Here is a 19867-nt window from a genome sequence, read left to right as displayed (position 1 = left end):
GAGCCGCGCGCACCCGGCCCCCGAGACGCTGCCCGCCGGGCCTCGGACGCGGCAAGGGCCTACAGCCAGCCCTTCTCACGGGCGATGCGGACCGCCTCCGCCCGGTTGCGGGCCACCATCTTCTGGATGGCCGTGGAGAGATAGTTGCGCACGGTCCCCTGCGAGAGGTGGAGGGCGCCCGCGATCTCCGCGTTGGTCGAGCCGTCGGCCGCCGCGCGCAGCACGTCGCGCTCGCGGTCGGTCAGCGGGCTCGCCCCGTCGGCGAGCGCGGCGGCCGCGAGGGTCGGGTCGATGACCCGCTCCCCGGCGAGCACCTTGCGTACGGCCTGTGCGAGTTGGGACGCCGGGGCGTCCTTGACCAGGAAGGCGTCGGCGCCCGCCTCCATCGCGCGGCGCAGATAGCCGGGGCGGCCGAACGTGGTGACGACCACGATCTTCACGCCGGGCAGTTCGCGGTGCAGTTCGGCGGCGGCCTCGATCCCGGTCATCCCGGGCATCTCGATGTCCAGCAGGGCGACATCGACGCGGTGTTCACGGGCGGCGGCCAGAACCTCGTCGCCGCGGGCGACCTGGGCGGCCACCTCGATGTCGGGTTCCAGGCCGAGGAGGGCCGCGAGAGCCTCGCGGACCATGGACTGGTCCTCGGCGAGGAGAAGTCTGATCATGCTCATTCCCCGGATCCTAGGCCCGATCCGGTGGGGACGCGGAGGGTCAGGGCAAAACCTCCGCCCGGGGACGCCGGCTCCGTGGAGAGCGTGCCGTCGACCGTGGTGAGGCGTTCGGCGATCCCGGTGAGGCCGTTGCCCGCCTTCGTGCCCGCCTTCGTGCCCGCCGGGCCCCGGCCGTCGTCGGCGACCCGCAGTTCGAGGACCGGCCCGGCGAGGGTCTGGCGCGGGGTGAGGGTCACCGTGCAGTGGCGGGCGCCGCTGTGCCGTACGACGTTGGTGACGGCCTCCCGCAGCCCCCAGGCGAGCACCTCCTCGGGCTCCTCGGGGAGGCCGCCGGGGGCCTCGGGCGGGATTCCGGCGGCGATTCCGGCGGCGGCCAGCGCCGTACGGGCCGCGGCCAGTTCGCCGGGGAGGGTGGGACGCCGGTAGCCGGACACCGCGTCGCGCACGTCCACCAGGGCCTGTCTGCTGACCTGTTCGATGTCGGCGACCTGGGCGGCCGCGAGTTCCGGGCTGCCGGGGAGCATCCGGCCCGCCAGCTCGCTCTTGAGCGTGATGAGGGAGAGCGAGTGGCCCAGCAGATCGTGCAGGTCGCGGGCGAGGCGCAGCCGTTCCTCGTTGGCGGCGAGCTGCGCGACCGTCGCACGGGCCTCGCGCAGCTCGATCGTCGTACGGATCATCTGCTGTACGCCGGTCATGGCGAACCCGCCGAGCAGCGCGGGGAAGACGAGGGCCGTGATGATCTCGCGCGGGTGGTCGCCGGTGAGGCCGATGAGTACCAGTACGCCGCTGGTCAGCGGGATCAGCCAGCAGGCGAGCCGCATCGGCAGCGTGGCTCCCGCGGAGACCGCGACGTACACGAACAGCACCAGCCAGGGGGTGCCGAGCGTCAGCGAGAGGGTCACCGCGAGGGCGGCGAGGAAGCCGATCGTCGCCAGGACCCTGGTGCGGGCGAGCGCCCTGGAGGTGTGGCGGAAGACCAGGACGAGGTAGGCGGCCACGAAGACCACCAGTCCGAGGGCGCCGAGCGCGCGGGCCCACGGGGTGTGGTCGCCGTGCGCCACATCGGTGACGGGCGCGCTCATGAAGGCGAGCCAGATGCCGATCCACAGCAGCTTGACGAAGAACTGCCTGCGGTCCTGGGGCGGGCGCCCCAGACCCACGTACGTCTCGTGCGAACCGCCGTCTGCCACGCCACTCACGCCTTCAGGGTGTCTTTCCGGTAGAGCCGGGCCGCACCGCCCGCGAACAGCAGGAAGTAGCCGCAGAGGAGCGCGATGTCCTTGGCCTCCGGCGCGCCGCCCATCCCGATGGACTGGCCGACAGCAGCGTACGCGTGGGTGGGCAGCCAGACGGAGATGTCCTGGAGCCACTGGGGGAAGGTGGCGGTCGGCATCCACAGTCCGCCGAGGATCGACAGCCCGAAGTAGATGATCATCGTGATCGGGCGGACCGCGTCCCCGGTGGCGAGGTAGCCGATGGCGACGCCCAGCGCGGCGAAGACCAGCGACCCGGCCCAGATGGTGCCGGTCAGGGCCGCCCACTGCCAGGCGTCGAAGGTGACGTGCTTGGCCGACGCGGCGACGACGAACACCACCACGATGCACGGCAGCGTGACGATCGCGGCACTGGCGATCTTGGCCAGGACGTAGCCGCTGCCGGGCAGGGGCGTCAGGCGCAGCTGGCGGACCCAGCCCTTCTCGCGCTCCTTGGCGATGCGCTCGCTGTTGCCCATGAGCACGGCGGTCAGGGCGCCGAAGGAGGCCATCGAGACCATGAAGAACGCCTGCATGGTCAGATCGGTGCCGGGCACCGTGTCGGTGGTGTTCCGGGTGCCGGAGATCAGCAGGTAGATCACCGACGGGTAGATGACCGAGAAGAACATGAACTTCTTGTTCCGCAGGGTGCGGGTCACTTCGAGTCCGATGAGGGCACCGGAAAGGGGACCGGTCATGAGGTCCTGGCCTCCTCGGCCTCGGTGATGGCGACGAATGCCTGCTCCAGGCCGAGCCCGCCGACTTCGAGTTCGCGGGGGAAGAGCCCGAGGCCGTAGAGCGCGTGCACGGTCGCGTCGGCGTTGTGCGACTGGATACGGACCCGGTCGCCGCTGATGTCCAGTGCGGCGAGGAACGGGAGCGTGCGCAGGGCGGCGGTGTCCGCCGCGCCCGGCAGTGCGAAGGAGATCCGGCGGGCCCCGGCCCTGGCCTTGATCTCGGCGGCGGTGCCGTCGGCGAGGAGGCGGCCCTTGTGCAGGACGAGGACGCGGTCGGCGATCGCGTCGGCCTCTTCGAGGTAGTGGGTGGCGAACAGGACGGTACGGCCCTGCTCGGCCTGCTCGCGCATGGTCGCCCAGAACGCCTGGCGTGCGGGGACGTCCATGCCGGTGGTCGGCTCGTCGAGGACGATCAGGTCGCTGTTCCCGGCGGTGGCGAGCGCGAACCGCACCCGCTGTTCCTGGCCGCCGGAGAGCTTGTTGACCATCCGGCCGGCGATCTGTGCGACTCCGGCCCTGGCCAGTACCTCGTCCACCGGGTACGGCTTCGGGTGCAGCGAGCTGACGAGGCGGACCAGTTCCTCGACGGTGACGTCCTCCATCAGTCCGCCGCTCTGGAGCATCGCGCCGACCCGGCCCGCCGCGATCGCCTCCTGCGGGCCGGTGCCGAAGAGCCGGACCGAACCGGAGTCGGGGGTGCGCAGGCCGAGGAGCAGGTCGAGGGTGGAGGACTTCCCGGCACCGTTGGGGCCCAGGAGCGCCACGGTCTCGCCGGGGTGCAGCTCCAGGGTGAGCCCGTCGACGGCGCTCACGTCCCCGTACGCCTTGCTGACGTTCTCGAAACGCACGGCGGCGGTTCCCGGGACGGCCCCCGCGGGCGTTCGTCCGGCCGGGTGCGCGGCTGTTGTTGTCATGCGTCCAGCGTGGCCGTCGGGGGCGTCCGGGCGGCAGGGGCGGCTGTCGTGAAAGGGGGATGACAGATGTCATGCCGCGCGTATGACGCCGCCCCCGGCCGGAGGGTTCCGGCCGGGGGCGGCGTCATACGCGCGGGGTGCGCGGGCCCGTCAGCCCTGGCCCGTCAGGTCGATCGTGACGGTGCGCTCGGCCTCGGTCCTCCCCGCCAGCGCGGTCTTCATGGCCTGGGCCACGTCGTCCGCGCTGACCTGGTGCTTCTTGCCGTCGCCCTTGACCGCCATGATGCCGTCGAAGACACCGTCGCAGAGGGTGTCGATGGCCTTCTTGTCGTAGTGGTCGACCAGCCGGCCGTCGATCGCCCTCATGGACAGGATCTGCGGCAGGGACTTCGCCGGGCCGAACTGGATCTCCTTGGGACCGGCCTTGATGGTGATCAGGCCGGACATGGCGGGCTTGGCGAACTCCTTCATCGCCCGGTCCAGTTCGGCCTGGGTGATGGTCGGTTCGTGGCTCGCGACGGGCAGTTCGACCACGCCCGCCTTTCCGGTCTGCACCTGGGCGCGGTAGGCGTCCCGTACGGAGATCAGCGACTGGTTGACGTCCAGCGCCTTGCCCGCCTTGCCCGGTACGGCGACGGCCTTGTTGGGCTCGAACTTGATCGTGCCGTCGTTGGCGGAGCCGGAGACGCCCGCCAGATCGGTCAGCGCGACCCCGAGCTTCTCCTCGTCGACCGGGATCACCGGGTCGGCGGGACGTACGCCGCCGAACAGGGAGCCGATCACCGAGACCGGGTTGTAGTCGCTGCCCGCCGCCTCGCGCACGGTCTCCTGGCTGTCCAGGGTGAGTCCGGCCTTCTCCGGGTCCAGCTTCTCCTTCTTGCCGTCCACGGACAGCTGGAGGGGAGCCTGGGCCCGCTCGCCGAGGGCGGCTTCGAGCTTGCCGACCGCCTGCTCCTTCGTGCCGCCGCCGATGTCGACGCCGAGCACGGTGGTGCCCTTGGGGACCTCGGAGTGGTTCAGCACGAGCCCGGCGCCGTACGCGACACCGAACAGCACGAAGACGCCCGCGCCGAGCAGGACCAGCTTGGAGCGGCCCTTCTTGGCGGGCGCGGCCTTCGGGGCCGGGCGGGCCGAGGGTCCGGGCGCCGGGACGGCCGCACCGGCGGGTCCGCTGCCCATCGGGCCCGGTCCGGCCCCGTCGAGGCCGGCCGGCCTGCTCGGGAACGTCGAACGGGGCTCGCTCGGCACGACGGGGATGCCGCTGGTGAGCGTGTCACCGGAGACATGACCGCCGGGTCCGGGCTCGGGTGCCGGGGGCTGCGGGGTCAGGATCGCGGTGTCGTCCGACATCCGCGGCGGTACGCCACCGGGGCCGCCGGGCACCATCGGCCCCGGACCGCCGGGCACCATCGGGCCGGACCCCGCCGGGCCGCCCATGCCGTGGAGCGCGCCGAGGTCGGGCGTCAGGGACGAACTGCCGGTGGCCGGACCCGTGGTGGGACCGGACGGGCCGGGCGTACGCACCCCGAGGTTGGGGGTCGCCCGCGGACCGCCGCCGGGAACCCCGGCACCGAACTCGTCCAGCGCGCTGCCGCCGGGCTGCGGGCCGTCCGAGAAGTACGGCAGCTCGGCCCGGGGCGGGGTGGCCCCCGCACCGGCTCCGGTGCCCGCGCCGCTGCCCGGTCCGGGCGCCGGGGCGCCGCCGTCGGCGGACCCGGTGCTGCCGACCACGGAGGTGGTCGTCGGGGTCTTGCGCGGCGCGAACCAGTCGCTGCCGCTCTTCTCCCTGGCCGGCTTGTCGGCGGACGGCTCGGCGGGCGGACCGCCGTCCCGCGCCTCCGCGGCCGGTCCGCCGGGTGGTGTCCCGCCCGCGGTGGGCGAGGAGCCGGGACCGGGCACGCCGGGCCGCGGGGTGCCGCCCGTGCGCTCGGATTCGGAACGGCCCCCGGACGTGTCGCCGTCGCCCATCGGCTTACGCATCACGACCGGCGGGATGGGACGCGAACCGGGGATGTTGATCCGGATGCGCGTCGTCAGCGTCGTCTCGGTTCTCGGTTCTCCGGGCCGGGGCGGGTCCGCAGGTTCCGGCGTCTCGTCCGGGCCGTCCTGCGACGGATACTGGCGGGATCCGTACGGCGGCGTACCCGACGGGTACGCGGCCCCGCCGCGCCCCTGGGGTCCGGAGGACGAACTGTCAGTTTCACGACTCAAAGCAGGTTCTCCCGATTGGCTCCGCCGCCCGTACTTCCCCCATGCCGCAGGCCAGGGGACGGCTCGGCGCGCGCACCACCATACTTGCCGCCGCCGACGGAGACTCCGCGAGCGGGCGAAACCTCCACCTGCGCATCACACCTGTGGGGGCCCTCAAGGGCCCGGACATGGCACATCAGGTACCGGACCGGCCGGTGCGGGTGGCTGATTGCGGCAGCCTGGAGGTGGTGGCACACATCACAGCGACGGCCATCCCGCCGAGCAGGAAGAGCGTCAGGCCGAGTTCGTCGCCGAAGACGTAGTCGCCCTCGGGTCGGCCGCTCAGCAGGACGATCACCGCGACCAGCCAGCCCGCGGCCGGGGCCAGCGCGCCGAGCTGCGTCCCGAACAGGACGCGGCCGCCGTAGAAGAGGCCCGCCGTGGCGGCCAGCGCGATCAGCAAACCGCCGGGGAACCAGGCGGCTTGGACGAGCGAGCCCGTCACCGCGACCAGGGCCCCCAGTACCGCGAGGCCGAGGTAGGCGGCGATCCGGGCGGGGTTCGGCGGAGCGGCGAGGCCGGTGGGCCGTGCGTCGCTCCTGGGCGGCGCGTTGGTGCGCGGCGCGTGCGCCCGGGTCCTCGCCTGGGCCCGCGCCTTGTCCTTGCCCTGGCTCATGCCCGCGCTCCCCGCACGTGTGCCGCGTCCCGTACATGCGGTGCGTCCGGGGTGGGGGACGCTTCCGGCAGGCCCGCGAACAGGTCGTGCTCCCGGGTGCCCCCGGCCGCGCCCGGGGCTCCGCGCACCAGTTGGTAGTACTCGGTGGTGAGGACGGGCTGCCCGAGGTCGTTCGACAGAGCGAAGTACGGGCCGTGCAGCGCGATCTGTGTGACATGAGCGCGCATGGCTGCCGTCTTCGCGTCCGCGTACGCCGAGCCGTCGATCTCCGTGGTGATCTCCGCGTCCCCGGTCACGCCCGGCACGTCGTCGACGGCGGCGATCCCCCCGAAGGCGTCCGGGGCGGTGTCCCGCAGCCGGGCGAAGGCCGCCTCGGCCACCGGGCGGGGCACCCGGTTCCAGTAGATCTTCGCGATCGTGTGCGGGGCGGCGGTGCCGGGGCCGTACGCCGGGTCCGCGGCCAGGTCGGCGGCGCGCATCGCGACCCGGTGCGCCTGGATGTGGTCCGGGTGCCCGTAGCCGCCGTCGGGGTCGTAGGTGACGAGGACCTGGGGCCGGACCTCCCGGATCACTTCGACGAGCGGGGCCGCCGCGTCGTCCACGGCGGTGTCCCAGAAGGCGCCGGGGCGGTGGTTCTGCTCGGCGCCCATCATGCCGGAGTCGCGGAACCGGCCGGGCCCGCCGAGGAAACGGTGATCGCCGACGTGGAGCTCCCGCATCGCGGCGGCGAGTTCACCGATGCGATGGTCGCCCAGCGTGTCGTCCCGGTCGGCGGTGAGATGGGCGAGCGAGGGCGGGATGACCTCGCCCTCCTCGCCGAGCGTGCAGGTCACCAGCGTGACGTGGGCGCCCTCGGCGGCATACCTGGCCATGGTGGCGCCGTTGTTGATCGACTCGTCGTCCGGGTGCGCGTGCACCAGGAGCAGACGGCGCGCGGGAAGGTCCTTCATGAGGACCACCCTACGAGCCCGGCCCGGGTCCGGGGAGCAGCGTCCGGGGCTGGGGGCTCAGATACCCGGCATCGACCGGTGCGCGGGCAGAAGCCGAGCGCACACGGTCAGAAGTCGGGTGCGCACGGTCAGAACTTGATGCTGCCGATCATCCCCGCCACGTTGCTCGTCAGATCGGAGATGGTCGGCGCGATGGACGAACTCGCGATGTAGAACCCGAGCAGCATGCAGACCACCGCGTGACCGCCCTTCAGTCCGGATTTCCGGATCAGCAGGAAGACGATGATCGCCAGCAGCACTACCGCCGAAATCGAGAGCGCCACGGCGGTTCACCTCCATCAGTACGGTCGGGACGGGCAGCACACGTGGAGCCAGCAGGTTCATACCCACCGAGCGCTACGGATCATAACTATCCGTGCCAACGCATTGATCGGGGCACAGCAGCACGAGGGGCGCACGGACCGGCGGCTCGGTCTAAGTTCAGAGCCATGACCTCGAAGAAGCTGTCCTTTCCCCGCCAGCACGCACGGACCCAGCGGTTCACTCTCGGCGCACCACGCGCGTTCACCGTCTCACCGGATGAGACACGGGTGATCTTCCTGCGCTCGTCAGGCGGCACCGATCGCACCAACCGGCTCTGGGTGCTGGACCCGGCGACCGGCGAGGAGCGCGTGGCCGCCGACCCCGAGGCGCTGCTGGGCGGTTCGGCGGAGCGGCTGTCCCCCCAGGAGCGGGCGCGGCGCGAGCGGACCCGTGAGGGGTCGGCGGGCATCGTCGGCTACGCGGTGGACGCCGCGGCCGAGTTGGCGGCCTTCGCGCTCTCCGGCAAGGTGTACGTGGCCGAATTGCGGGCCGGGACGGCGCGGGCACTGCCGGTGCCCGGTCCGGTGATCGACCCGCGGCCCTCCCCCGACGGCCGGCACATCGCCTACGTCGCACAAGGCGCGCTGCGGGTCGTGGGGGCGGCGGGCGAGGACGACCGGGCGCTCGCCGAACCGGAGGCCCCGCACATCGCCTACGGCCTCGCGGAGTTCATCGCGGCCGAGGAGATGCAGCGCTTCCGGGGCTTCTGGTGGTCGCCGGAATCGGACCGGCTGCTGGTGGCCCGCGCCGACGACAGCGCCGTACAGCGTTGGTGGATCGCCGATCCGGCGCATCCGGACCGCAGGCCCGCCGAGGTCGCCTACCCGGCCGCGGGGACGCCCAACGCCGAGGTGCGGCTCTTCCTGACGGACCTGGACGGGGCCCGCACCGAGGTGGTCTGGGACCGGGCGCGCTACCCGTACCTCGCCCAGGTGCACTGGTCGGCGGCGGGTGCGCCGCTGCTGCTGGTGCAGGCCCGTGACCAGCGCGGCCAGCGGTATCTGGCGGTGGACACCGGGACCGGTGCGACGCGGACCGTCCACGCCGACGAGGACCCGGTGTGGCTTGATCTTTTCCCCGGCGTGCCCGCGTGGGCGCCGGACGGGCGGCTCGTACGGATCGCCGACGAGGGCGGCGCGCGGGTGCTCGCGGTCGGCGACCGGCCGTTGACGGGGGCCCAGTTGCACATCCAGGCGGTGCTGGACATCGGGGAGTCGGACGTCCTCGTGTCGGCGACGGCGGGCGAGGAGGCCGCCGATCCGGAGACCGGGCAGAGCCATGTGTACCGGGTCAACGAGCTGGGCATCGAACGGATTTCCGAGGGGGTGGGGGTGCACTCCGCGGTGCGGTCCGGCGCCCTGACGGTGCTGGTGTCGGCGTCGCCGGACCGGCCCGGGACGACCGTGCGGGTCCTGCGGGACGGCAAGCGGATCGCCCAGGTCGCGAACTTTGCCCAGGAACCGGTGCTGTCCGCCCGGGTGACGCTCACGGAGGGGGGCGCACGGCGAATTCCGTGCGCCGTGCTGCTTCCCACGGGCTATAAGGAGTCGGACGGTCCGCTTCCGGTTCTCATGGATCCGTACGGCGGGCCGCACGGCCGCCGGGTGGTCGCCGCGCACAACGCGCATCTGACGTCCCAGTGGTTCGCCGATCAGGGCTTCGCGGTGGTCGTCGCGGACGGCCGGGGCGCACCGGGCCGGTCGCCGGGCTGGGAGAAGGCCGTCCGGGACAACTTCGTCCTCACCCTCGACGACCAGATCGAGGCGCTGCACGCGCTCGCCGGGCGCTTCCCGCTGGACCTGTCCAGGGTGGCGATCCGGGGCTGGTCCTACGGCGGGTATCTCTCCGCGCTCGCGGTGCTGCGGCGCCCCGACGTCTTCCACGCGGCGGTCGTGGGTGCCCCGGTGACCGACTGGCGGCTGTACGACACCCACTACACCGAGCGCTATCTCGGCGACCCCGCCGAGCAGCCCGAGGTGTACGCGCACAACGCCCTGATGACGGACGACGGGCTCTCCGAGCCCGCCGAGCAGGCACGCCCGATGATGATCGTCCACGGGCTGGCGGACGACAACGTGGTGGTCGCCCACGCGCTGCGGCTGTCCTCGGCGCTGCTCGCGGCGGGGCGGCCGCACGAGGTGCTGCCGCTGAGCGGGGTGACGCACATGACGCCGCAGGAGCAGGTCGCGGAGAACCTGCTCCTGCTCCAGGTGGACTTCCTCAAGCGGTCACTGGGACTGATGGGCGCCTGAGCCCGCGGCGGTGAGGCCCCGTGCGGCCCGGCCCCCGAGAGCCCGGTGGCCGGGCCGCTGCCGGTGAGGCCCCGTCACCAGCCGGGCGGCGGGGACGAGGGCGGCGGGGGCCCGTAGCCGGGTGCCCCGCCCGGCGGGGCGGCGGGCGGGGCGCCCGGTGCGGAACTGTGGGGTCCGCCCGGCGGGGGGCCGTAGCCGGGAGCCTGGCCGGGGACGGACGGGTACCCGTAGCCGGGGCCGGGGCCCTGTCCCGGGCCCTGCCCGTACCCCTGTCCGGCGGCGGGACCCCACCCCTGGCTCCAGCCGCCGGGGCCGTAGCCCTGACCGCCGGTGCCGGGGACCTCCTCGACGCCCCCGCGTCCCAGCGCGACGAGGGTGACCGCCCCGGCGAGGACCGAGAAGAACAGGGTCAGCAGATTCAGCTGGTACTCGGTCCCCAGGTCGGCGAAACGGTCCAGCAGGTCGTGGTGGACCGTACGGGCGACGCCCAGGACCCCGGAGGTCAGCACGAACCCGGCGGCGATCATGCCCAGCGGCCGGGAGTGGACCGCGCGGACGACGGCACTGAAGGCGGCGACCAGGCAGAGCAGGGCGACCGCCACACTGTTCCAGCCGGGCGGCGCGTCGGTGAGCACGACCCTGATCTGCTCCCCGCCGGTGTACCAGGCGGGGTAGAGATAGCCGGGCAGCACGAACGCCTGCCGGACCTCCCAGGCGAGATAGAACACCCCGGTGGCGCCCAGCGCCAGGAAGGCCAGGACCCCGGCACCCCGGCCGGGCCGGACGTGCCGGGCCGCGCCGCCGTCGTCCGCCGGCCTGCGTCCCGCCGCCCCGGTGACGACGAGCGCGAGTGCTGCGGCCAGCGCCACGAAGGTGCCGAGCATCGCGCGGGTGCGCAGCTCGTCCGCGTAACTGCCGTTCATCCACGAGGAACCGGTGATCCAGACCCCGGGGAGGCGCACGGCCAGGGTGGCCACTCCGGTGGCGACCAGTACCGAGGCGGCGATCGAGGAACGCAGCGCGGCGACGGCGGCCAGCACATAGACCACGAGCAGCACTCCGCTGCCCTGCGAGGTGGCGGGCACGCCCTTCGCCCGCGCATCCATGTAACCGGCCCAGTACTCCCACAGTTCGGCCGGTCCGCCGGTCACCCTGAGGTCCCGTACGATCCAGCCCGCCGTGATCAGCGCGAGTACGGCGCAGAGAACCGCGCCGGTGATTCTTGCTCCCCGTGTGAATGTCACACCGGCGATACTCCACTGCCCCGCGGCGATGAACAAGGGGATCCGGAGGAAAGGCGGGTAACGGGTAACCGACCGGGGCGACATGACGACACCCCGGCCGGTTCACGGCACCCGCACGGCCGTACGTCGTTCATCCTGAGGCGTGCGTATATCCGCGCCGCGACAGCCGAGTTGCTTCCGTGTTAACGAATTTGGTGCGCATTTATCGCTTCATGTCGCCCGGCTCCCCGGTCGCACCGAACCGCCGGGGCCCCGCTCCGAGCCCTGTTCCGAGGCCGTCCGGTCCGCCCTGGCCCGCCCTTGCCCCGGCCAGGCGCTGTTCCCTGGGGAATTGACGGGGAATTCGGTTCGGCACCGGTGGAAGACCGTCCGTTCGGATGTGCGCACGGCGGCTGTTCCTCAATCGCCGGACGGGTTTGCATTGCCGGATTCCTCATCGGAATTCTCCGGCGGCGGGCCCTTCCTGAGTGCGGTGCCGGGAGCCTCCACGTCGGGGCCCCGGGTCTGCCCCGCGCTGTCCGGCCGGCCGCCCGGCGGCACCACCCGCTTCTCCTCCGCGAAGTGGCACGCCGAGTCGTGCTTCGCCGGGGTGTCCACCAGCCGGAACACCGCCGGGACCGCCAGCAGCGGCACCTCCAGCTCGCACCGCTCCTGCGCCTTCCAGCAACGGGTGCGGAAGCGGCAGCCCGACGGCGGGTGCGCCGGTGAGGGCACATCGCCGTGCAGGATGATCCGCTCGCGGTACTCGCGGGCCATCGGGTCCGGCACCGGGACCGCCGACAGCAGTGCCTGGGTGTAGGGGTGCGTGGGGTGTTCGTAGATCTGCTCGTCGGTGCCGATCTCGATGATCCGCCCCAGGTACATCACCCCGACCCGGTCGGAGATGTGCCGGACGATCGACAGGTCGTGCGCGATGAACAGGAAGCTGAGGTCGAACTCCGCCTGGAGCCGGTCCAGCAGGTTGACCACCTGCGCCTGCACGGACACGTCGAGCGCGGAGACCGGCTCGTCGGCGACGATGATCTCCGGGTTGAGCGCGAGGCCGCGGGCGATGCCGATGCGCTGGCGCTGGCCGCCGGAGAACTGGTGCGGATAGCGGTTGATGTACTCCGGGTTGAGCCCGACGACGTCCAGCAGGTCCTGCACCTTCCGGCGCCGGCTGCCCTTGGGCGCGACCTCGGGGTGGATCTCGTACGGCTCCCCGATGATGTCGCCGACCGTCATCCGCGGGTTCAGCGAGGTGTACGGGTCCTGGAACACCATCTGGATGTTGCGGCGCACGGCCTTCAGCGCACGGCCGGACAGCTTGGTGATGTCCTCGCCCTTGTAGCGGATCACGCCCGCCGTCGGCCGTTCCAGGTGGACCAGCATCCGGGCGACGGTCGACTTGCCGCAGCCGGACTCCCCCACGATGCCGAGGGTCTCGCCCGCCGACAGGTCGAAGGAGACCCCGTCGACCGCCTTGACCGCGCCGACCTGCTTCTTGAACAGGATGCCCTGGGTCAGCGGGTAGTGCTTGACGAGGTCGCGGACCTCCAGGATCGGGTCGCCGTTCGCGTACGCCGTCCGCTCCCGCGCCTTGGACAGCAGGGTGGCGGCCACCTCGCCCTCCTCACGCGCTTCCTTGCGTCCGCCGGAGTGGTCAGCGTGCATCGAGCGTCTCCTTCCAGAAGTGGCAGGCGCTCTGACGGTGCTCGGCCACGTCGTACAGCGGCGGCTCGTCGGTGCGGCACACGGCCTGGGCCATCGGGCAGCGGGGGTTGAAGGCACAGCCGGGCGGGATGTGCAGCAGGTTGGGCGGCAGTCCCTTGATCGCGTACAGCTCCCGGCCCTTCTGGTCCAGGCGCGGGATGGAGCGGAGCAGGCCCTTGGTGTACGGGTGGGCGGGGGCCCGGTAGATCTCGTGGACCGGGGCGGTCTCGACGATCCGGCCCGCGTACATCACGGCGATCTTGTCGGCGACGTCCGCGACCACACCGAGGTCGTGGGTGATCAGGATGAGCCCCATGTTCAGCTCGCGCTGGAGTTCCGCGAGCAGGTCCATCACCTGGGCCTGCACGGTCACGTCGAGGGCGGTGGTCGGCTCGTCGGCGATGATCAGGGAGGGCTCCAGGGCCATCGCCATGGCGATCATGATGCGCTGGCGCATCCCGCCGGAGAACTGGTGCGGGTAGTTCCCCACCCGCTCCTTGGCGGCCGGGATGCGGACCCGGTCCATCAGCTCGATGGACCGGGCCCTGGCGTCCTTGCGGGACATCCCCCGGTGCACGACGAACATCTCGCCGAGCTGCTGTCCCACCGTGAGGACCGGGTTCAGCGAGGACAGCGCGTCCTGGAAGATCATGGCCATCTCCTGGCCGCGGATCTTGCGCCGCTCCTCCGGCTTGAGCTTCAGCAGGTCGCGGTCCTTGAAGAGGATCTCGCCGCCGCTGATCTTCCCGGGCGGCATGTCGAGGATGCCCATGATCGCCTGTGCGGTGACCGACTTGCCGGAGCCCGATTCGCCCAGCACGGCGAGCGTCTCACCCTCGGACACCGAGTAGTTGACCCCGTTGACGGCCTTGGCCACCCCGTCGCGGGTGTGGAACTCCACGTGCAGATCGCGCACTTCGAGCAACATGGCAACGGGCTCCTCAGCGCAGCTTGGGGTCGAGGGCGTCGCGCACCGCGTCGCCGAGCATGATGAACGCGAGCACGGTGACCGCCAGCGCTCCGGCGGGCCAGAGCAGCATGTGCGGGGCGTTGCGGATGTAGTTGGACGCGGCGGAGATGTCGATGCCCCAGGACACCGCGGGGTCCTTCAGGCCGACGCCCAGGTACGACAGGGTCGCCTCCAGCGAGATGTACGTACCGAGGGCGATCGTCGCGACGACGATGACCGGGGCGATGGCGTTGGGGGTGATGTGGCGCAGCATCATCCGTGTGTTGGAGGCGCCGAGCGCGCGGGCCGCCTGGACGTAGTCGTTCTGTTTGGCGGTGATCACCGAGCCGCGGGCGATACGGGCGATCTGCGGCCAGCCCAGCAGGACGATGAAGCCGACGACGGGCCAGACGGTGGAGCTGGTGACGACGGAGAGGAAGACGAGCCCGCCGAGGACCACCGGGATGCCGAAGAAGACGTCGGTGATGCGGGAGAGGATCGCGTCCCAGAAGCCGCCGAAGAAACCGGCCAGGCCGCCGAGCACGCTGCCCAGGATCGCGACGCCGAGGGTGGCGCAGACACCGACGGTGACCGAGGTCCGGGTGCCGTAGACGACCCGGGTGTAGACGTCGCGGCCCTGTGGGTCGAAGCCGAAGGGGTGGCCGGGCTCGGAGCCCTTCTGGGCGTCGTCCAGATTGGCCTGGAGCGGGTCGCCGCTCGCGATCAGCGACGGCCAGATCGAGATGATCACCAGGAAGAGGATGACCAGGGCGGAGATGATGAAGACGGGGTTGCGGCGCAGGTCGCGCCAGGCGTCCGACCAGAGGCTGTGCGGTTTGCCGGACGGTCCCGTTCCTTCGGGGCCGCCCGGCGTCTTCTCCAGGGTGGTGCCCTCCTCCAGGGCGAGGTCCATCGCGCCACCGGCTCCCGCCGGGGAGATCGCACCGTCCGATGACTGCGGCTCAGGCATAGCGGATCCTCGGGTCGAGTACGGCGTACAGGAGGTCGACGATCAGGTTGGCCGCCAGGAAGACGAGGACCAGAACGGTGACGAACCCGACGACGGTCTGGGAGTTCTGGCGCAGGATGCCCTGGTAGAGCTGGTAGCCGACGCCGTGGATGTTGAAGATCCGCTCGGTGACGATCGCCCCGCCCATCAGGGCGCCCACGTCCGTACCGATGAAGGTGACGACGGGGATGAGGGAGTTGCGCAGCAGGTGCCGGACGACTACGCGGCGCCTCGGCAGGCCCTTCGCGACGGCGGTGCGTACGTAGTCGGCGCGGGCGTTCTCGGCGATCGAGGTCCGGGTGAGCCGGGTGACGTAGGCCAGCGAGACCGAGGCGAGGACGAGTCCGGGGATCAGCAGCTCGTTGACGGGGGCCTCGGGTGACACGGACGGTTTGATGATGCCCCACTCGACGCCGAGGAGGAGCTGGAGCAGCAGGCCGGTGACGAAGGTCGGGATGGAGATGACGACCAGGGTGAGGATCAGCACGGTGGTGTCGATGGGCCGGCCGCGGCGCAGTCCGGTGACGACGCCGAGGCTGATGCCGATGACGACCTCGAAGGCGATCGCGATGATGGTGAGCCGGATGGTGATGGGGAAGGCGGTGGCCATCAGCTCGGTGACCGGCTGCCCGTTGAACGCGGTGCCGAAGTCGCCGGTGAAGACATTGCCCATGTACGTCAGGTATTGCTGCCAGACCGGCTTGTCGAGACCGAATTCCGACCGCAGCTGGGCGGCGGTGGCGGGGTCGCACTGGCGGTCGCCGCAGAGACCCGCGATGGGGTCGCCCATCACGTTCACCATGAGGAAGATCAACAGCGTGGTGCCGAAGAAGACGGGGATCATCTGCAGCAGCCGCCGGATCACATAACGTCCCATGAGGGGCTCCGGGGGTCGGGGCGAACAGGCGGAGAAGGTGGACCGTGGCAAGCCCTGGGCCGGGTGACGGGGACGCTCGGGACGCCCCCGTCACCCGGTGTCAGTGGGTCACTTGACCTTGATCTCTTCGTAGACCGGGACGCTGAACGAGTTCAGCGCGACGTTCGACACCCGGTCGGAGTAGCCGGCGCTGCCGTTCTGGTACCAGAGCGGGATGACGGGCATCTGCTGGACGAGGATCCGCTCCGCGTCCTGGAAGGTGGAGACGGCCTTGGCCTTGTCCGTCTCGGCGTTCGCCTGATCGACCAGGTCGTCGAACTTCTTGTCGCTCCACTTGCCGTCGTTGGAGGGGGCGTTGGTGTAGTACACCGGCTGGAGGAAGTTCTGGATCAGCGGGTAGTCCATCTGCCAGCCCGCGCGCCAGGCACCGGACAGCTTCTGCTGGGAGACCTGGCTGCGGAAGTCGGCGAAGGTGCCGACCGGGCCGCCCACGCACGCCTTGTTGTTGCCCATGACGTTGTTGATGCTGTTGCAGACGGCGTCGACCCATTCCTTGTGGGAGCCGGTGTCCGCGTTGTACGAGATCTTGAGCTGACCGCCGGGGATGCCGCCGCCGTCCTGGATCAGCTTCTTGGCCGCGGCCTTGTCGTACGTGCACTCCTTGCCGCACAGCCCCTTCTTGAAGCCGCCGTCCGCGCCGAGGACCGGGGAGGTCCAGTCGGAGGCGGGGGTGCGGGTCTTCTGGAAGATCTGGTTGGTGATCTGCTCCCGGTTGATGGCCATCGACAGGCCCTGGCGGACCTTGGCACCGTCCGGGGTGTTCCACGCCTTCTCGTAGAAGGGGAAGGCGATGGTCTGGATGATCCCGGCCGGGGTGTTGATGTAGCGGCCCCCGAGGTCCGCCTTGACGTTCTTGAGCTGGGAGGCGGGTACGTCGTCGACGAGGTCGAGGTTGCCGGCCGTCAGGTCGGTGTAGGCGGTGTTGTTGTCGGTGTAGACCTTGAGGTCGATGCCGCCGTTCTGCGCCTTGTCGTCGCCGGGGTACTTGTCCCACTTGCGCAGGTTCATCGACGAGCCCTTGGCGTACTTGTCGATGGTGTACGGGCCGTTGCCCACGGGCTTGGAGAGCCAGCCCGCGTGGTCCGTGAAGAACTGCTTGGGCAGCGGGGCGAAGGCCGGGTAGCCGAGGGTGTCCGGCCACAGCGAGAACTTCTGGCTGAGCTTGGCGGTGAAGGTCATCTCGTTGACGATCTTGAGCCCGGCCAGGGTGTCCGTACCGGCCTTGCCGCTCGCCGGATGGACCTTGTCGTAGCCGTCGATGTACTGGAAGAAATAGGCGTTCTTCTGGTTGTTCTTCAGCGCGGCGCCGTAGTTCCAGGCGTCGACGAAGGACTTGGCGGTGATCTTCTCGCCGTTGGAGAACGTCCAGCCGTCCTTGACCGTGATGGTGAAGTTCTGCGAGTCGGTGGTCGCGATCTTCTCGGCCAGCATGTCGGTGGCCGCCCCGGTCTTCGGGTCGTACCGCTTGAGTCCGCGGAAGACCATGTCGAGGACCTTGCCGCCCTGCACCTCGTTGGTGTTCGCGGGCTCCAGGGGATTCTGCGGGTCGCCCCAGGAGGAGCTCACGATCCCGTCGGCGCCACCACCGCCGCTGTCGTCCCCGCCGCCGCAGGCCGTCGCTGCCAGGGCGACGGCCACCGCACATGCGGCCCACCTGGCCCGTGTGGCTCCGCGCATGAAGTGCCTCCTAGAGTCCATTGATTAGCTCAATGCCCTATATCACCCCATTTGACGGACTATCGCATGTTCGCTTACCCCGTACGGGCACACGCGAAGGTGCCCGGCCCCCCAGGGGGACCGGGCACCTCGTGGATCACTCGGGCAGAGAGGTTACGCCGCGTGCACGACGTCCTTCTCCTCGGCGAAGTGGCACGCCGACTCGTGCGCGGCCGGGGTGTCCACGGACCGGAAGCGCTCGGGGATCGCCAGCAGCGGCATCTCCGTGGCGCACTTGTCCTGGGCCTTCCAGCAACGGGTACGGAAGCGGCAGCCCGACGGCGGGTTCGCCGGCGACGGAACGTCACCGGTGAGAATGATCCGCTCACGGCCCTCACGGGCCTCCGGGTCCGGAACCGGGACCGCCGACAGCAGCGCCTGGGTGTAGGGGTGCGTCGGGTGGTCGTAGATCTGCTCGTCCGTACCGATCTCGGCCATCTTGCCGAGGTACATGACGCCGACCCGGTCGGAGATGTGCCGGACGATCGACAGGTCGTGCGCGATGAAGAGGTAGGAGAGGTTGAACTCGTCCTGGAGCTTCGCCATCAGGTTGATGACCTGCGCCTGCACCGACACGTCGAGCGCGGAGACCGGCTCGTCGCAGATGATGATCTCCGGGTTGAGCGCGAGGCCGCGGGCGATGCCGATGCGCTGGCGCTGGCCGCCGGAGAACTGGTGCGGGTACCGGTTGATGTACTCCGGGTTGAGCCCGACGACGTCCAGCAGGTCCTGCACCTTCCGGCGCCGCTCGCCCTTCGGGGCCACCTCGGGGTGGATCTCGAAGGTCTCCCCGATGATGTCGCCGACCGTCATACGCGGGTTCAGCGAGGTGTACGGGTCCTGGAACACCATCTGGATGTTGCGGCGCACGGCCTTCAGCGCACGGCCGGACAGCTTGGTGATGTCCTGGCCCTTGTAGAAGACCTCACCGGCGGTGGCGCGCTCCAGCGTCATCAGGAGCTTGGCGACCGTGGACTTGCCACAGCCGGACTCGCCCACGATGCCGAGGGTCTCGCCCGCGTAGAGATCGAAGGAGATCCCGTCCACGGCCTTGACCGCACCGACCTGCTTCTTGAACAGAATGCCCTGGGTCAGCGGGAAGTGCTTGACCAGGTTGCGCACCTGGAGAATCGGCTCGCCCTGCGAGACCGGCGCGTCGATGGCTGCGACGGCCTCCGCCTCCGTCGCCGCGTCGACCGTCTCCACTTCGGTGACGCTCGGGGTGGCGTCCACGGGCTCCTTCTTGATGTCAGCCATGGATCGTCTCCTTCCAGAAGTGGCAGGCGCTGCCGCGGCCGACCAGCTCGGTGCCGTCCTGCTCGGTCACCGGGCGCAGGGCCGGGATGTCCGTACGGCAGATGTCCTGCGCCATGGTGCAGCGCGGGTTGAACGCACAACCCGTGGGCACCTTGAGCAGGTTGGGCGGCAGGCCCTTGATCGCGAAGAGCTCCTGGCCCTTCTGGTCCAGGCGCGGGATCGACTCCAGCAGACCCTTGGTGTACGGGTGCGCCGGGCGCTTGTAGATCTCGTGGACCGGGGCGGTCTCGACGATCCGGCCCGCGTACATCACGGCGATCTTGTCGGCGACGTCCGCGACCACACCGAGGTCGTGGGTGATCAGGATCAGGCCCATGTTGTACTCGCGCTGAAGCTCCGCGAGCAGGTCCATGACCTGGGCCTGCACCGTCACGTCGAGCGCGGTGGTCGGCTCGTCGGCGATGATCAGGTCCGGCTCCAGGGCCAGCGCCATGGCGATCATGATGCGCTGGCGCATACCGCCGGAGAACTGGTGCGGGTAGTCCGAGACACGGGCCGCGGCGGCCGGGATCTTGACCTGGTCCATCAGCTCGATGGCCTTGGCCTTGGCCGCCTTCTTGGACAGCCCCTGGTGGACCCGGAACATCTCGCCGAGCTGGTAGCCGACGGTGAGGACCGGGTTCAGCGAGGACAGTGCGTCCTGGAAGATCATCGCGATCTTCTGGCCACGGATCTGGCGGCGCTCCTCGTAGGACATCTTCAGCATGTCCTGGCCGCGGAAGAAGATCTCGCCCTGCGGGATCTTGCCGGGCGGCATGTCGAGGATGCCCATGATGGCCTGCGCCGTCACGGACTTGCCGGAACCCGACTCACCGAGGACGGCGAGCGTCTCACCGGCGTCCACGCTGTAGTTCACGCCGTTGACGGCCTTGGCCACGCCGTCACGGGTGTGGAACTCCACGTGCAGGTCGCGGACTTCGAGCAGCGGGCCGACATGGTCGTCACCCGAGCGCGCGGACGGGATCTCTGCGGTCTTGCTGACGGTGGTCACGTGCGC

General features: G+C 70.7%; 17 protein-coding genes. 1 reads left to right on the top strand and 16 read right to left on the bottom strand.

What is annotated here, in order from left to right; genetic code table 11:
• Positions 1-59: 59 nt before the first annotated feature.
• The 8 genes from OG251_RS26365 to OG251_RS26330 all read right to left on the bottom strand — a co-directional run bounded on the left by OG251_RS26365 (position 60) and on the right by OG251_RS26330 (position 7714).
• Entirely contained in the window at positions 60-671 is a 612-nt protein-coding gene (locus OG251_RS26365; protein ID WP_326679452.1) for a response regulator transcription factor, read from the bottom strand.
• Positions 668-1870 (bottom strand): sensor histidine kinase, encoded by a 1203-nt coding sequence (locus OG251_RS26360; protein ID WP_326679451.1) that lies wholly within the window; start codon positions 1868-1870, stop codon positions 668-670. The genes OG251_RS26365 and OG251_RS26360 overlap by 4 nt, the downstream gene beginning before the upstream one ends.
• Complete coding sequence (locus OG251_RS26355; protein ID WP_326679450.1) at positions 1867-2622, bottom strand: ABC transporter permease; 756 nt, start codon at positions 2620-2622, stop codon at positions 1867-1869. The genes OG251_RS26360 and OG251_RS26355 overlap by 4 nt, the downstream gene beginning before the upstream one ends.
• Entirely contained in the window at positions 2619-3575 is a 957-nt protein-coding gene (locus OG251_RS26350; protein ID WP_326679449.1) for an ABC transporter ATP-binding protein, read from the bottom strand. The genes OG251_RS26355 and OG251_RS26350 overlap by 4 nt, the downstream gene beginning before the upstream one ends.
• 150 nt (positions 3576-3725) lie before the next feature.
• Positions 3726-5786 carry a hypothetical protein gene (locus OG251_RS26345; protein WP_326679448.1) on the bottom strand — a complete coding sequence of 687 codons (2061 nt, stop codon included), beginning with the start codon at positions 5784-5786 and terminating at the stop codon, positions 3726-3728.
• Between the two features lie 175 nt (positions 5787-5961).
• The gene (locus OG251_RS26340) at positions 5962-6441 is read right to left on the bottom strand and encodes a DUF6113 family protein (protein ID WP_326679447.1); all 480 of its coding nucleotides are present in this window, start codon (positions 6439-6441) and stop codon (positions 5962-5964) included.
• The gene (gene mshB / locus OG251_RS26335; protein WP_326679446.1) at positions 6438-7391 is read right to left on the bottom strand and encodes an N-acetyl-1-D-myo-inositol-2-amino-2-deoxy-alpha-D-glucopyranoside deacetylase; all 954 of its coding nucleotides are present in this window, start codon (positions 7389-7391) and stop codon (positions 6438-6440) included. Before mshB ends, OG251_RS26340 begins: the two co-directional genes overlap by 4 nt.
• A gap of 128 nt (positions 7392-7519) precedes the next feature.
• Complete coding sequence (locus OG251_RS26330; RefSeq protein WP_003966517.1) at positions 7520-7714, bottom strand: hypothetical protein; 195 nt, start codon at positions 7712-7714, stop codon at positions 7520-7522.
• Between the two features lie 165 nt (positions 7715-7879).
• Here OG251_RS26330 and OG251_RS26325 point away from each other — a divergent pair, with 165 nt between their 5' ends.
• Positions 7880-10006, top strand: a complete 2127-nt coding sequence (locus tag OG251_RS26325; RefSeq protein ID WP_326679445.1) for a prolyl oligopeptidase family serine peptidase — start codon at positions 7880-7882, stop codon at positions 10004-10006.
• 74 nt (positions 10007-10080) lie between these two features.
• On the opposite strand, the gene OG251_RS26320 is transcribed toward OG251_RS26325, so the two are convergent.
• The 8 genes from OG251_RS26320 to OG251_RS26285 all read right to left on the bottom strand — a co-directional run bounded on the left by OG251_RS26320 (position 10081) and on the right by OG251_RS26285 (position 19861).
• Complete coding sequence (locus OG251_RS26320; protein ID WP_326679444.1) at positions 10081-11250, bottom strand: hypothetical protein; 1170 nt, start codon at positions 11248-11250, stop codon at positions 10081-10083.
• A 399-nt stretch (positions 11251-11649) separates the two neighbouring features.
• Positions 11650-12903, bottom strand: a complete 1254-nt coding sequence (locus OG251_RS26315; RefSeq protein WP_326679443.1) for an ABC transporter ATP-binding protein — start codon at positions 12901-12903, stop codon at positions 11650-11652.
• Positions 12893-13870, bottom strand: a complete 978-nt coding sequence (locus OG251_RS26310; RefSeq protein WP_266803059.1) for an ABC transporter ATP-binding protein — start codon at positions 13868-13870, stop codon at positions 12893-12895. Before OG251_RS26310 ends, OG251_RS26315 begins: the two co-directional genes overlap by 11 nt.
• A 13-nt stretch (positions 13871-13883) precedes the next feature.
• On the bottom strand, positions 13884-14861 hold the full coding sequence (locus tag OG251_RS26305) for an ABC transporter permease (RefSeq protein WP_326679442.1): 978 nt from the start codon (positions 14859-14861) through the stop codon (positions 13884-13886).
• Positions 14854-15777, bottom strand: a complete 924-nt coding sequence (locus OG251_RS26300; protein ID WP_073718045.1) for an ABC transporter permease — start codon at positions 15775-15777, stop codon at positions 14854-14856. The genes OG251_RS26305 and OG251_RS26300 overlap by 8 nt, the downstream gene beginning before the upstream one ends.
• A 108-nt stretch (positions 15778-15885) precedes the next feature.
• Positions 15886-17514: a peptide ABC transporter substrate-binding protein gene (locus OG251_RS26295; protein WP_326679441.1), complete on the bottom strand. Its 1629-nt coding sequence runs from the start codon at positions 17512-17514 to the stop codon at positions 15886-15888.
• Positions 17515-17667: 153 nt separating this feature from the next.
• On the bottom strand, positions 17668-18810 hold the full coding sequence (locus OG251_RS26290; protein WP_326679440.1) for an ABC transporter ATP-binding protein: 1143 nt from the start codon (positions 18808-18810) through the stop codon (positions 17668-17670).
• On the bottom strand, positions 18803-19861 hold the full coding sequence (locus OG251_RS26285; RefSeq protein WP_326679439.1) for an ABC transporter ATP-binding protein: 1059 nt from the start codon (positions 19859-19861) through the stop codon (positions 18803-18805). The genes OG251_RS26290 and OG251_RS26285 overlap by 8 nt, the downstream gene beginning before the upstream one ends.
• Positions 19862-19867 lie beyond the last annotated feature (6 nt).

Source organism: Streptomyces sp. NBC_01237 (assembly GCF_035917275.1).
Lineage (GTDB): Bacteria > Actinomycetota > Actinomycetes > Streptomycetales > Streptomycetaceae > Streptomyces.
Note: the sequence above shows the minus strand (reverse complement) of the source record. Positions and strands in the feature narration are given on the sequence as shown.